Genomic DNA, 14,162 nt, shown 5'->3' on the forward strand with positions numbered 1-14,162 from the left:
TAGATCCTTACAGGTTATTTACTCAAATCCGTTCGGGTTATTAGACTGCCAGCGCCAAGTATCAACGATCATAGTATTTAAATCACGCTCCGCGCGCCAAGACAATAAGCGTTCAGCTAATTCTGCATTAGCAAATACTGTTGCAATATCACCAGCACGTCTTGGCTTTATTTCATAAGGAATAGCTTTTCCACTCACTTGACGAAAATTATCGACTACCTCTAGTACTGAGGTACCGTTTCCTGTACCAAGATTAATAGGTCGGCAACCTTGGATTTTCTCAATACTTTCTAGTGCTTTAACATGTCCAATAGCTAAATCAACCACGTGAATATAATCCCTTACGCCAGTTCCATCAGGCGTATCATAATCATCACCAAAAACTTGTAATTTAGGTAAACGCCCAACAGCAACCTGAGCAACATAAGGCAATAAGTTGTTAGGAATACCATTTGGGTTTTCACCGATTAGTCCTGAATGATGAGCGCCAATAGGATTAAAATAACGCAAGCATGCAATTGACCATTGAGGATCGCTCTTGGCTAAATCAAACAAAATATGTTCAATCATTAACTTTGTTTGGCCATAGGGATTTATCGCCGACGTTGGCATAGTTTCTACTAATGGCGAAACATTATGCTCTCCATAAACAGTGGCTGAAGAACTAAAAACGAGCTTCTTAACATTATGTTGCGCCATTACCTGCAACAAAGTGATAGTTCCAGCAACGTTGTTTTGGTAATACGTCAATGGCATATCATTTGATTCACCAACCGCTTTTAAACCTGCAAAGTGAATAACTGAATCAATAGTATGCTGAGAAAAAAGCTGTTCCATCGCATCATGATCACAAATATCAGCCTTAATAAAACTAACCGTTTTACCAGTAATCTCTTTGATGCGATCGAGTACTAAAATGTTAGCATTTGATAGATTATCAACAATAATAATGTCATCGGTTGACGCTAATAATTCAACTACAGTATGACTACCAATATAACCTGCACCACCTGTGATTAAAATGCTCATTTACTTATTCCCTTTAAATACGATTTTCAACAACAAACTAATATTAGAAAACTAATAATATAGTTTAACTGTTTCAATGAACTTTGACACTAGTTCTGCAGGTAAATAATTAATTCCTGCCGCCGCTGATCGGCCGCCACCTGTTGGAAACTGAACACAAATAGTATCAGCTCCTTGCTTGTTGGATAATGGCGCACGCAAACTTACCCGATACGACCCATCAGCATTTTCGGTAAACACCGCATGAGCTTTATTAGGTGACTGGTTAGCTAAATCATTACCTAAAACACCACTTATTCGCCTTGCCCATGCCTCATCAGGTAATACAATGACTTTACACTTAGTTTCATCCGCTAGAATCTCTGCTTGTTTTACTTTGAGCATATCTTCTTGATAAGCTTTTTCTAAGGATGTAAATACAGAATGCTTATCGTTAATTAAATCAAAAGGGTTTTCAAACTGTACCAAAAGCTTAAACAGCTCAGCTGGCGGGTAATGTAGATCTTCAATTGTAGCGCCATATCCATTGTAGTTAACGTAAATACCCAGTGCTTTTAATTGAGCTTGTTGCTCTTCACTTAATCCTAATTTATTAGCTAGCGAAGTGGCTGAAAGATTCATATTATCGCCAAAAGCAGCGGCAATTGCCCAATAAGCGAATTGACCATTCAAATGCTCATTTATCAGTAAGCTAGTACAAGTATTGGCATCGGTATTAATAATTGTTGTTAACCATTCACTTACGGGTATATCACCCGTTCTATGATGGTCGACATAAAAGGTCGGAATATTATGTGCCAGCACTTTGTTTAACGCTTCGGTATTTTTTTCCATTGAAATATCCAATACCGTCATTGAAGATGCTGTGCTTACATCAACCTGCTCAACTAAGTTAATATCTCTTTTAACCCCAGTCACTAATATTGACTCTTTAGGCTGGGCTAAGCGTAATTGTACTAAAGCAATAATGCCATCAGCATCACCATTAAAAACATCGAAATGCATTCTATTTCCTTAATACTTTATTTTATATACTGATGGCTGAGTAAATAAGCGACTATTTGTTCAGCGCATTGGGCAACACTTAACTGCTCGGTTTTAATATGTATTTCTGGAGATAAAGGTACATCATAAGTAGAATCTATCCCCGTAAAGTCTTTAATTTCACCTGCTCTAGCTTTTTTATATAAGCCTTTCGGATCGCGCTGCTCACAAACTTCAATCGGTGTATCAATATACACCTCAATAAACTCACCATCTTCGAGCAGTTTTTTTGCCATTTGGCGATCAGCAGAAAAAGGTGATATGAACGCGGTTGACACAATAACACCAGCATCAATAAAAAGCTTTCCTACTTCACTTATTCGACGAATGTTTTCAATACGATCTTCATCACTAAAGGTCAAATCACCGTTTAAACCATGACGAACATTATCACCATCAAGTAAGTAACTGTGGCAACCTCTTTCGAACAATAAAGCATCGACGGCATTAGCTACGGTAGATTTTCCTGAACCGCTCAAACCGGTGTACCATAACAAACAAGGTCGTTGATTTTTCAACTGAGCACGTTGAAATTTACTCACTTGCTGTTGGTGCCAAACGGTATTTTCTGTTTTCATATTGGTCATTTTTTCCATTTTGATTTCACACCATTAAAAAGGAAATACAATTGGTAATAAGGTTAACACTACCAAGGTATAAGCGATTGATACTGGAATACCAAATTTTACCACATCTGTTAACGTATAATTTCCCGCGTTATAAACCATAACATTCGTTTGATAACCATATGGACTAATAAAACTACCACTCGCCGCAAACGCAACGGCCATAACAAAGGGTAACGGGCTTACTTCAAGCCCCATTGAAATACTATAAGCAATGGGAAATAACAGGGCTGCTGCGGCACTATTAGTCATTACTTCTGTCATGACTAAGGTTAAAATAAAAATGACAATCAATGTAAAATAGGCGCTTTGTCCTTGCAATAAGCCTGCAATATTGTTAGCGACTAGATGTGCAACGCCACTTGAATCTAATGCTTGAGCTAATGTTAACCCACCGAGGACTATCATCCATATCTCTAATGGAAAACGGCGCTTAATTTCATTAATAGTTAAACAACCAGTAAACACAAGTAAAGCAACATAAAACATTAATGCTTTTAATAAGCCTAATGACGTAAAAACAGAAACTGCAATTACAGCAATAAAGCCAAAAACGGTTAAGCTATCTCGCCAACCAGAGAGCATATTTTCAGGCTTATGACCCGATAAAATAAAAAAGTTTTTAGTTAAATTAGTACGCGAACTAAAATCATTACCAACCGCTAAAACCAAAAAGTCTCCCGGTTGAATAACTAAGTCACCTAACTTACCCGATAATGCAGTACCCTCTCGTCTGACGGCAACCACGGCAGCGTCAAAACGCGCACGAAAACCTGCTTTTTTTAATGTTTTACCGACAACGGCAGAATCGGGTTTAATTAATACTTCTGTTAAGTTATCTCTTAATAGCCCATCTTTTTCGGCAAATAACACTAAACCATCAAATTGTTGTAAAACAAGTACTTTAGATACATCACCTGAAAAAATAAGCTTATCGCCTTGTAGTAAAATTTCATCTGGGGCTACAGGTGAAATTAAACGACCACGTCTGACTAATTCAACTAAAAATAATGAATCTAAATTACGTAAGCCATTTTCTTCCACCGTTAATCCAATCAGTTTTGACTCAGCAGAAACCTCAGCTTCAACAAGATAATCTTGATTGGCCATCTTTTCCATCACCATATCAGGCAAACTATTTTGTCGTAAAATAATAATCATCAAACAAATCACTGAAGCACACAAACCGATCAGTGTGAAATCAAAAAATCCTAATGTAGGATGCCCTTGCTTAATCAACATAGTATTGACGATTAAATTAGTTGATGTACCAACTAACGTTAATGTACCGCCTAAAATAGCGGCAAAAGATAAAGGTAATAATAATTTCCCTGGATTAATTAAGGTATTATTTTTAATGGTTGAAATTAAAGCCGCAACCACTGCGGTATTATTCATTAATGCAGAAGCTAGCGCAGTATAAAATAACGTACGCACGCTAGACCTAAACTTAGAGCCGTTAATCATGACTGCAGATAAACGTCTTAATACACTCGTTCTTTCAAATGAAAATGAAGCTAAAACCAGTAAAATAAGAGTAACTAATCCCGGATTAACAGCATTAGCTAACACGTCATGGGTATTTACAAATGAAAAAGCCAAACAAGCAAATAAAGCCCCAGCAAATACTCGCTCAGGAAATTGCTGAAACTTAATAAGCCCAATAAAAGTTGCAACAAAAATAGCGATAAGCAACCATTGCGTTGCACCCATTATTGTTATCCTTTTCAGTACCCTACTAATAAATAGAGACTAATCTTCGTTGAAAAATACAAAAAATTAACGGCACTGTCATTAGGAATAACAGTGCCGACATATACTTTTTATACGACAAGTATAATTAGCTGTTGAACATTTTCTTGACGTCGCGAGTTCCCCAATGTGGAAAATGCTTACGTACTAATGCATTAAACTCAATTTCAAATTCACTATATGTATGTTCTTGTTGCTGAACAATAGCATCTGTGATCATACCAGCACCAACTGTTATATTACTGAGCCTATCAATAATGATGAAAGCTCCCGTTGATGGGTTATTTTGATAAGAATCAAAATGTAAGGTTTCTGCCACTTCAAAATTAACCGAGCCAATTTCATTTAATGCTAATTGTGAAACCTCGGATGTTTCCATGGTATTAACATCTACGCGATGTTCAATATCCACAACATGTCCACTAGTCATTTTACTACCATGCTTAATGTAATACTCACGGCCTTTTTCAAGTTCGTCTTCATGCATCCATACGACTTTTGCATTAAACTCTTTAGCTGACGTCGGTAAGTAACCCTTTTTAACGATCATTTCACCACGGCTAATGTCTATTTCAGTTTCTAGCGTTAAGGTGATAGCTTGACCTTTATCTGCTCGCTCAAGCTCTCCATCAAAGGTGACAATTGACTTTACTGTACTTTCTTTACCTGATGGTAAAGCAACAATTTCATCCCCCACACGAATATGACCCGAACCTACGGTACCAGCAAACCCCCTAAAGTTAAGGTTAGGGCGATTAACATATTGAACCTGCAAACGAAATTCAGAATTAATTTCTTTTGCTTCAATATTAACCGTATTCAATAATTTCATTAACGTTGCACCTGGATACCAATCCATATTGGTACTTTCTTCAACAACATTATCACCATTAAGAGCAGAAATTGGCACAAAGCGTACATCTTCAAAAGCAAGATCATCTGCAAATGTACGGTAATCTTTTTTAATTTCTTGATAGCGGTCTTGGCTATAATCAACTAAATCCATTTTATTGACGGCAATTAACACATGTTTAATACCTAATAGTGAACAAATAAAAGAATGTCGACGAGTTTGAACTTGCACGCCATAACGTGCATCAATCAATATAATGGCTAAGTCACAAGTAGACGCCCCTGTAGCCATATTACGGGTATATTGCTCATGTCCTGGGGTGTCAGCAATAATAAACTTACGTTTATCGGTGGAAAAATATCGGTAAGCAACATCAATAGTAATACCTTGTTCGCGTTCAGACTGTAAACCATCAACTAATAGTGCGAGATCAATTGCTTCGCCCGTAGTACCTGACTTTTTACTGTCTTTTTCTATGGCCGCTAATTGATCTTCAAAAATCATTTTTGAATCATGCAATAAGCGACCAATTAGTGTACTTTTCCCATCATCAACGCTACCACAAGTTAAAAACCTAACTAGTTCTTTGTTCTCATGTTGTTTTAAATATGCTTGAATATCATCTGCAATTAAGTCTGATTGGTGACTCATTTTATTTCCTTTAGAACTTATAACCTATGTTCAATCTGATTTAGGCCAATTAAAATATTCAGTGCCCAAATACCTTGTTATTTAATACATTAGAATAAAACTAGAAGTAACCTTCCATTTTTTTCTTCTCCATTGAGCCTGCTGAGTCATGATCAATGACACGCCCTTGTCGTTCAGAGGTTCTGGTTAATAACATTTCTTGAATAATATCAGGTAATGTTGCGGCTTCAGATTCAACCGCACCGGTTAATGGGTAACACCCTAGCGTTCGAAAGCGTACATTTTTCATTTGTACTTCTTCACCTTCAGATAATGGCATTCTGTCATCATCAACCATAATCAAAGTCCCATCACGCTCAACAACAGGACGTTTTGCAGATAAATACAGCGGCACAATTGGAATACTTTCTAGGTAAATATATTGCCAAATATCAAGCTCCGTCCAGTTAGACAAGGGAAAAACTCGAATGCTTTCACCTTTGTTCACTTTACCGTTATACACATTCCATAGCTCTGGACGCTGACTTTTAGGATCCCAACGATGATTTTTATCACGAAACGAATAAACACGTTCTTTAGCTCTCGATTTTTCTTCGTCGCGACGTGCACCACCAAAAGCAGCATCAAACCCATATTGATCTAATGCTTGTTTCAAGCCTTGTGTTTTCATAATATCGGTGTGTTTAGCGCTACCATGAACAAATGGATTAATATCCATTGCTAACCCTTCCGGGTTTTTATGCACTAATAATTCAAATCCATAGTCTTTGGCCATTTGATCACGAAAAGCGATCATTTCTTTAAATTTCCAAGTAGTATCTACATGTAATAAAGGAAAAGGAATTTTTCCCGGCGCAAAAGCCTTTCGCGCTAAATGTAATAACACCGCAGAGTCTTTACCTACAGAATAAAGCATTACTGGTTTATCAAATTCAGCCGCAACTTCTCGAATAATATGAATAGATTCAGCTTCTAATTTTTGTAAATGAGTTAGGTTCATATCTTTACTACCAGCATGGTTAGCATAAGTGATAATTAATGAGGCTATTCTGACACAAAGGTATATGCCTTTCCATATAAGAAAAAGCTTTAATATATCAATATTGAATAAGGAGGTGAGTTATAGGACGTTATATTTATTTAGCTACATTTGCGTACTTAAAACGGCTAATTAATGCTGAGGTTGAAGCAGATAAAGACGGGTCTTCCCCACCATCGATAACCGATAATATTTGTTGTCCCAGCTGTTTACCTAATTCAACGCCCCATTGATCAAAAGAGTTGATTTTCCATAAGAAACCCTGCGCTGCAATTTTATGTTCATAAAGCGCAAGTAACGCACCAAAACTATGAGGGGATACTTCATCAAGCATTAACATATTACTTGGCGTATTACCTTTCATGACTTTATGGGGGGCCAATTTTTTAATTTCTTCTGAATTGAAACCTTGTTCGAGTAACTCTTGTTGTGCCTGAATTAAAATTTTTCCTTGCATTAATGCTTCACTTTGAGCAAAGCAGTTAGCAACAAGCACTTTATGATGTTCCTCTAACTCACTTGCTCCCTTTAAGGCCACAATAAAGTCGGTCGGAATAATTTCGTCGCTTTGATGCATTAATTGCATAAAAGCATGTTGGCTATTGGTGCCTTCCTGACCAAAAACAATAGGGGCAGTAGTACATGTTAATTTCTCGCCTTTTTTATTAACAGACTTACCATTACTTTCCATGTCAGTTTGTTGCAGATAACCAGGTAAAGCTCTAAGACTATGATCATAAGGTAAAATGGCCAAGCTACTATGGGCTAATACATTTCGGTTCCATATTCCAATCAATGCCATAATTACCGGCATATTATCTTCAAATGCACTATGACTAAAATGCTGATCCATCTCATAAGCACCCTGCTTTAATTGAGCAAACGCTTGATTACCTATCGCTAAAGCTAACGGCAATCCAACCGCTGACCATAATGAAAATCTACCACCGACCCAATCCCACATAGGGAAAATATGGTCAACTAACAAACCAAAGTCTGTAGCTTTTGCAATATTAGTGCTAATAGCAAACCATTGTGTAGAAATAACATTGCGTGAATACTGAGTATCGCTCTTAGTTAGCATCCATTGCTTAACAGCTTTCGCATTAAGTAATGTTTCCTGAGTAGTAAACGTTTTAGAGATAACGATTACAAGTGTTGTGCTGACATCAAGGTTTGCAAGTTTTTCCTGAACTGCTCCACCATCTACATTTGCAAGTACATGGACTGATAGCGTATTGCTACAAAATGGCCTTAATGCCGTTAGCGCGACTTTTACACCATAAAAAGAGCCACCAATACCAATAACAAGTACATCAGTATATTGTTTTCCTGACGCAGAAATGAGTTTTCCTGAGCGCACCTCGTCAACAATTTTTTCAACTCGACGTTCCGTTTCAATGACCTCTTCAGCTACATCCTTTAGAATGGTTTTCTTAACGGCATTAGGCGCGCGTAATACTGAATGAAGTACCGCTCGGTTTTCTGTTGAATTTATTTTCTCACCAGAAAACATCTGTTGAATATCATCTGCAAGTCCTTGCTCTTTTGCCCAAGCGATTAATAAAGAAAGTTCATGCTCTGTGATATTTTGTTTGGAGTAATCGAGAAATAAGCCTGCTGCAGTTAATGACATAGCTGCAGCACGATTATTAAGTGAAAATAACGAAGATATTGAACGGGTACTAACCTTCCCTTTCATTTGACAAAAGTCAGACAATTCCATTTAAAGTACCCTACCTACTTTGATGCTAAAACTAAACAGATAACTTCAATCATAACTAGTTATTAATTAACGTTTTCAAGTAATCCTTAAACTCGTCACCTAACTCTTTATGGCGTAAAGCATATTCAATATTAGCTTTCATATATCCCATTTTTGAACCGCAATCATGTGATTTACCTGTCATATGAAATGCCTCTACCGGCTCTACTTTCATTAAGCTCGCAATAGCATCAGTTAACTGAATTTCATCACCAGCCCCTGGCGGCGTGTATTCTAATAAATCCCAAATGGGTGCAGAAAGCACATAACGACCAACAACGGCTAGATTTGACGGCGCTTCATCAACTGCTGGCTTTTCTACAACTTGGGTCATAACTTTAGACTCACCTGCAACTAACGTCTCGCCATTACAATCAGCAACACCATAACTACTCACTAACGCCTCTGGTACAGGTTCTACTAATATTTGACTATGGCCGGTTTCTTCGAATCGTTTTAACATTGCCGCTAAATTTTCAGTTTTTAAATTGGCACTTGCATCATCCAAAATAACATCTGGCAACACCACTACAAAGGGTTGGTCACCAATTAATGGGCGTGCTTTTAGCACCGCATGACCTAAGCCCTTAGCTTCGCCTTGTCGAACATGCATTATAGTAACGTCTTTCGGACAAATAGCTTGAATTTCATCAAGTAATTGACGTTTAACACGCTTTTCCAAAGTTGTTTCTAATTCAAATGACTTATCAAAATGGTTTTCAATGGCATTTTTTGATGAATGAGTAACTAAAACAATATCTTTAATACCAGCGTCCACACATTCATTAACGATATATTGGATCAATGGTTTATCTACAATCGGTAGCATTTCTTTTGGAATAGCCTTAGTTGCAGGTAACATTCTCGTACCTAAACCAGCAACAGGAATAACCGCTTTTTTAATATTTATACTCATTTATGTTTCTCTTTTTAATCCATTTTCAATTGATAACATACAATAAAATACTCGTTAACACAGGTGAATTAAGCTCACTTGTATAATTAAAATCTAATAATGAGTACTTATAAATGGCTTACATACCATTTCATTGCCTTAGTAATACCTTGTTGAATGCGGTATTCAGGTTCATAACCTAAGAGTGTGTTTGCTTTAGAAATATCCGCTTGAGAGTGACGAACATCACCGGCTCTAAAATCACGATAAACGGGAGGTTTATCAACAATAACGCCATTTTCTGCCAAAGCAACTTTTAAACTATCAAATAATATATTTAAAGTGGTTCTATCACCAACGGCAACATTATATACCTGATTTTTACCCTTATCGTTTGCCATAGCCGCTAAAATATTAGCTTGCACAGCATTTTCAATAAAACAAAAATCTCTAGAGGTTTCACCATCGCCATTAACGAATACATCTTCTTGGTTGTACATAGAAGCTGTCCACTTAGGAATAACCGCAGCATAAGCGCCTTCTGGGTCTTGACGTTTACCAAAAACGTTAAAATAACGAAGGCCAATACAATCTAAATCATACGTTCGCTTAAACACACTTGCGTATAACTCATTAACATATTTCGTGACGGCATAAGGTGATAATGGGTTGCCAATATTATCTTCTAACTTAGGTAAAGCAGGATGATCACCATAAGTAGAGCTTGATGCAGCATAAACAAAGGTTTTAACGTTTGCTTCTTTCGCCGCGACTAGCATATTTAAAAAGCCAGTAATATTAGAAGCATTTGTAGTTATTGGATCAGCGATAGAACGTGGTACAGAACCCAAAGCAGCTTGGTGAAGAATATAATCAACACCCTGAGTCGCTTGCTGGCAATCCTCTAATTGACAAATATCACCCTTAATAAATTTAAAATTCAGCCATTGCTCACTCGAAACGGTTTCTTGAACTTCGTCTAAATTCTTTTGATATCCGGTGGAGAAGTTATCTAATCCAACAACACGTTGATTAAGTAATAGCAAAGCTTCTAATAAATTAGAACCAATAAAACCGGCGCAACCTGTCACTAGCCAGGTATATTGCGTGTTTTTTAATTGCGCTTGAATTTGATGATAATGACTCATACAACGTCCATTTAAAGATTATTGATAATTAACGAATAGTTTAACATTGAGAATTTAGCCGACACAATGCCAATAAGTGCTCTTATTGGCATTAATCTATTTGTGGTTATAAACGAATATCAGCTAATTGAGGGTCTAGCATGTATTTTAAATCATAAATAACATGCTCAGGTTTTAAGTAACCTTTAATATCGTCAGCTGTTAACACCTTAAATTGATGATGGGCCACGGCAAAAATTACGGCATCGTATTTATTGCTATCAGGCTGTTTGATAAGATCAACGTCATATTCATGTTTTGCTTCTTCTGGGTTAACCCAAGGGTCGTAAACATCAACATTAATATAGTATTCAGCTAATTCAGATAGGATATCTACCACCTTTGTATTACGTACATCAGGGCAGTTTTCTTTAAAGGTTAAGCCCATTACGAGTACATTAGCGCCATTAATTTGAATTTTACGCTTAATCATTTGTTTGGTTAATTGGGCTACAACATACGCCCCCATACCATCATTAATGCGTCGACCTGCTAGTATTACTTCAGGGTTATACCCTATAGACTGTGCTTTATGTGTTAAATAATAAGGATCAACACCAATACAGTGTCCGCCTACAAGCCCTGGACGAAATGGTAAGAAATTCCATTTGGTTCCTGCAGCTTTTAAGACTTCTTCTGTATCAATACCTAGCTTGTTAAAAATAACCGCTAATTCATTGATTAGTGCAATGTTTAAATCGCGTTGTGTGTTTTCAATCACTTTAGCCGCTTCTGCCACTTTAATTGATGAAGCCAAATAAGTGCCGGCAGTAATAATAGAAGCATATAAACTATTCACAAAGTCAGCAATTTCAGGTGTTGACCCTGAAGTCACTTTTAGTATGTTAGTTACGCGATGTTCTTTATCGCCTGGATTAATTCGCTCAGGGCTATAACCCGCAAAAAAATCAGTGTTAAAAGTTAACCCTGAGACTTTTTCAATTTCCGGTAGGCATTCGTCTTCTGTTGCTCCTGGGAAAACGGTTGATTCATAAATAACAATATCACCTTTACTAATCACACTGCCTAACATTTGGCTGGCTTTAATTAATGGCGTTAAGTCAGGCTGTTTGTGTTGATCAATAGGTGTGGGTACGGTAACGATATAAACATTACATTCTTTTAAATCATCTACATTCGCTGAATAATTAATAAATGGTGACTCCGCCATTTCTTCTTTAGAGACTTCTAAAGTAAAATCATTTCCCTGATTAAGCTCTTCAACACGTTGCTTGTTTATATCAAATCCTAGTGTTGGATATTTTTTACCAAATTCAACCGCTAGCGGTAATCCAACATATCCTAAACCGATAATGGCCACTTTAGTATTTTCTAATGTATGAAACATAGCTCGCACTTAATCCTTTATTTTTTAACATATAAACTTTCAATAACTAATATTACTATTATTTAACAATTGAACACTAGGAATAATTAGTTTAACTGAACACAAAATAGATTATACATTATCCAATTAGCCTTATTTTCAACTAAAAATTAATGTGATTATTGTAAATAAAACTTTCATAGAGCCTTTCATATGAATACGCTAATTACTTGCACTTCTCTTTTATCCTCGGTATAACAAGCGCAGATTTTATTTTATCAACGTCATTTTTAACTATTTTTAGACAAATTGTTCAATTTAAAATCAATATATAAATAAAATAATTATAAATATAATGACGCAATCTGAAGGATATCGTTTATGACAACACAAACCGAAAAAACATTTTTTGGTCAACCATTAGGCCTACAAACCCTGTTTTTTACCGAAATGTGGGAACGTATGAGTTACTACGGCATGAGAATGCTATTAGTATTATTCATGACAGCAACATTACAAGAAGGTGGTTTAGCACTAACCGTTGCTTCTGCTACTGCCATTTATGGTTTATACACAGGTTGTGTATATTTTATGGGGTTACCTGGCGGTTGGATATCTGACCGATTATTAGGGGGGCAACGAGCCGTATGGTATGGCGGTATTATTATTATGATAGGCCATATTATTTTAGCCATTCCTAATGATAAAACTTTTTTTATTGGCATGATTTTCGTTGTATTAGGGACTGGATTATTAAAACCGAATATCAGTGCGCTTGTTGGACAACTATATAGTGATAAAGATGTTCGCCGTGATAGTGGTTACGCTATTTATTATATGGGTATTAATATTGGCTCTGTAATTGGTAACGGTGTTTGTGGTTACTTAATGGAGTATCAAGGATGGCATTGGGCTTTTGGTGCTGCAGCTGTTGGTATGGCTATTGGTTTAATTCAATATAGAAGAACTATCGGTAACTTAAACTCAATCGGCGCTAAACCTGAGTCACCATTAACACCAAAAGGTGAAAAAATTAGCTGGATGGTTATTGGGGGTATTTTAAGTCTTATTGCTCTAATAGCTTTTATGGCACTGTCAGGCAATTTAGAAATCAACCCTGTTTCAGTTGCTGAAAATGTAGCCATCAGTTTCACCGCTATATTTGTATTATATTACGTAGCTATATTCTGGTTAGGTAACTTAACTCCTAATGAAAAAAGACGCTTAGGGGCTCTATTACTTGTTTGTATAGCTTCAGCCTGTTTTTGGTCTGGATTTGAACAAGCCGGCTCTTCTTTAAATTTATTCACTCGTGACTATACAGACCGTTTAGTAGGAAGTTTTGAAATACCAACAGGCTGGTTCCAATCATTAAACTCAATATTCATCGTTGCACTTTCTCCTTTCTTTGCAGCAATTTGGATTAACTTTGGTAAACGCTTTGTAAGCCCTGCATACGGCATAAAATGTGCTGTTGGTTTAATCATAATGGCGAGTGGTTTTATCGTAATGTTTTTCGCAGCACAATATGCAGCATCAGGTTTGAAAGTTGCACCTTACTGGTTAGTTGCTACTTACTTTTTACATACCGTTGGTGAACTATGTTTAAGCCCTGTTGCATTAAGTGCGATAAGTAAACTTTCTCCTCGCCGTTTTGCCGGTCAAATGATGGGAATATTCGTATTAACATACTCTATCGGTAATATTATCTCTGGCTTGTTAGCGGGTAACTTTGACCCTAATGCTATAGAGCAATTACCATCAATGTACTTACAAATTAGTTTATTCAGTATTGGTATTGGTATTATGATTTTATTATTCAGCTTTAAAACCCGCATCTGGGAAAGCTTACAAGATGACAAAACTGATAAGCACATAAAACCAGAAGATGTAGTACCTAGTATCCAGTAAATAAAAAATACATTAGTATTAAACTTAAAGCAGTGAACTATAACTTGTTCACTGCTTTTTTTTTGGTTAAATTATCATTCCTA

Annotated in this window: 11 protein-coding genes; 1 reads left to right on the forward strand and 10 read right to left on the reverse strand. The window is 36.5% G+C overall.

Annotated features, from left to right (window positions below; translation table 11 throughout):
* Window positions 1–18: 18 nt before the first annotated feature.
* The 10 genes from galE to tviB form a co-directional block, all read right to left on the reverse strand.
* Complete coding sequence (galE, locus tag IE155_RS02675) at window positions 19–1,029, reverse strand: UDP-glucose 4-epimerase GalE (RefSeq protein ID WP_189376563.1); 1,011 nt, start codon at window positions 1,027–1,029, stop codon at window positions 19–21.
* 51 nt (window positions 1,030–1,080) lie between these two features.
* Window positions 1,081–2,034 carry a DHH family phosphoesterase gene (locus IE155_RS02680; protein ID WP_189376564.1) on the reverse strand — a complete coding sequence of 318 codons (954 nt, stop codon included), beginning with the start codon at window positions 2,032–2,034 and terminating at the stop codon, window positions 1,081–1,083.
* A 17-nt stretch (window positions 2,035–2,051) separates the two neighbouring features.
* Entirely contained in the window at window positions 2,052–2,669 is a 618-nt protein-coding gene (gene cysC / locus IE155_RS02685; protein ID WP_373295347.1) for an adenylyl-sulfate kinase, read from the reverse strand.
* A 15-nt stretch (window positions 2,670–2,684) separates the two neighbouring features.
* Window positions 2,685–4,412, reverse strand: a complete 1,728-nt coding sequence (locus IE155_RS02690; protein ID WP_189376566.1) for an SLC13 family permease — start codon at window positions 4,410–4,412, stop codon at window positions 2,685–2,687.
* 127 nt (window positions 4,413–4,539) lie between these two features.
* Window positions 4,540–5,955: a sulfate adenylyltransferase subunit CysN gene (gene cysN, locus IE155_RS02695; protein WP_189376567.1), complete on the reverse strand. Its 1,416-nt coding sequence runs from the start codon at window positions 5,953–5,955 to the stop codon at window positions 4,540–4,542.
* 100 nt (window positions 5,956–6,055) lie between these two features.
* Window positions 6,056–6,988 (reverse strand): sulfate adenylyltransferase subunit CysD, encoded by a 933-nt coding sequence (gene cysD / locus IE155_RS02700; RefSeq protein WP_268245236.1) that lies wholly within the window; start codon window positions 6,986–6,988, stop codon window positions 6,056–6,058.
* Between the two features lie 103 nt (window positions 6,989–7,091).
* The gene (gene pgi, locus IE155_RS02705) at window positions 7,092–8,720 is read right to left on the reverse strand and encodes a glucose-6-phosphate isomerase (protein WP_189376569.1); all 1,629 of its coding nucleotides are present in this window, start codon (window positions 8,718–8,720) and stop codon (window positions 7,092–7,094) included.
* A gap of 55 nt (window positions 8,721–8,775) precedes the next feature.
* Window positions 8,776–9,675 (reverse strand): UTP--glucose-1-phosphate uridylyltransferase GalU, encoded by a 900-nt coding sequence (galU, locus tag IE155_RS02710; protein ID WP_308433805.1) that lies wholly within the window; start codon window positions 9,673–9,675, stop codon window positions 8,776–8,778.
* 107 nt (window positions 9,676–9,782) lie between these two features.
* The gene (locus IE155_RS02715; RefSeq protein WP_189376570.1) at window positions 9,783–10,802 is read right to left on the reverse strand and encodes an NAD-dependent epimerase/dehydratase family protein; all 1,020 of its coding nucleotides are present in this window, start codon (window positions 10,800–10,802) and stop codon (window positions 9,783–9,785) included.
* A gap of 106 nt (window positions 10,803–10,908) precedes the next feature.
* Window positions 10,909–12,189, reverse strand: coding sequence for a Vi polysaccharide biosynthesis UDP-N-acetylglucosamine C-6 dehydrogenase TviB (tviB, locus tag IE155_RS02720; protein ID WP_189376571.1), 1,281 nt, complete (start codon window positions 12,187–12,189; stop codon window positions 10,909–10,911).
* Between the two features lie 360 nt (window positions 12,190–12,549).
* Here tviB and IE155_RS02725 point away from each other — a divergent pair, with 360 nt between their 5' ends.
* Entirely contained in the window at window positions 12,550–14,079 is a 1,530-nt protein-coding gene (locus tag IE155_RS02725; RefSeq protein WP_189376572.1) for a peptide MFS transporter, read from the forward strand.
* Window positions 14,080–14,162 lie beyond the last annotated feature (83 nt).

The sequence above is a fragment of the Thalassotalea profundi genome, from assembly GCF_014653195.1.
GTDB classification, from domain to species: Bacteria; Pseudomonadota; Gammaproteobacteria; order Enterobacterales; family Alteromonadaceae; genus Thalassotalea_B; species Thalassotalea_B profundi.

Coding starts and splice junctions, on each gene's coding strand:
- galE (WP_189376563.1), bottom strand. CDS start 1,029: ATGAGCATTTTAATCACAGGTGGTGCAGGTTATATTGGTAGTCATACT.
- IE155_RS02680 (WP_189376564.1), bottom strand. CDS start 2,034: ATGCATTTCGATGTTTTTAATGGTGATGCTGATGGCATTATTGCTTTA.
- cysC (WP_373295347.1), bottom strand. CDS start 2,669: ATGGAAAAAATGACCAATATGAAAACAGAAAATACCGTTTGGCACCAA.
- IE155_RS02690 (WP_189376566.1), bottom strand. CDS start 4,412: ATGGGTGCAACGCAATGGTTGCTTATCGCTATTTTTGTTGCAACTTTT.
- cysN (WP_189376567.1), bottom strand. CDS start 5,955: ATGAGTCACCAATCAGACTTAATTGCAGATGATATTCAAGCATATTTA.
- pgi (WP_189376569.1), bottom strand. CDS start 8,720: ATGGAATTGTCTGACTTTTGTCAAATGAAAGGGAAGGTTAGTACCCGT.
- galU (WP_308433805.1), bottom strand. CDS start 9,675: ATGAGTATAAATATTAAAAAAGCGGTTATTCCTGTTGCTGGTTTAGGT.
- IE155_RS02715 (WP_189376570.1), bottom strand. CDS start 10,802: ATGAGTCATTATCATCAAATTCAAGCGCAATTAAAAAACACGCAATAT.
- tviB (WP_189376571.1), bottom strand. CDS start 12,189: ATGTTTCATACATTAGAAAATACTAAAGTGGCCATTATCGGTTTAGGA.
- IE155_RS02725 (WP_189376572.1), top strand. CDS start 12,550: ATGACAACACAAACCGAAAAAACATTTTTTGGTCAACCATTAGGCCTA.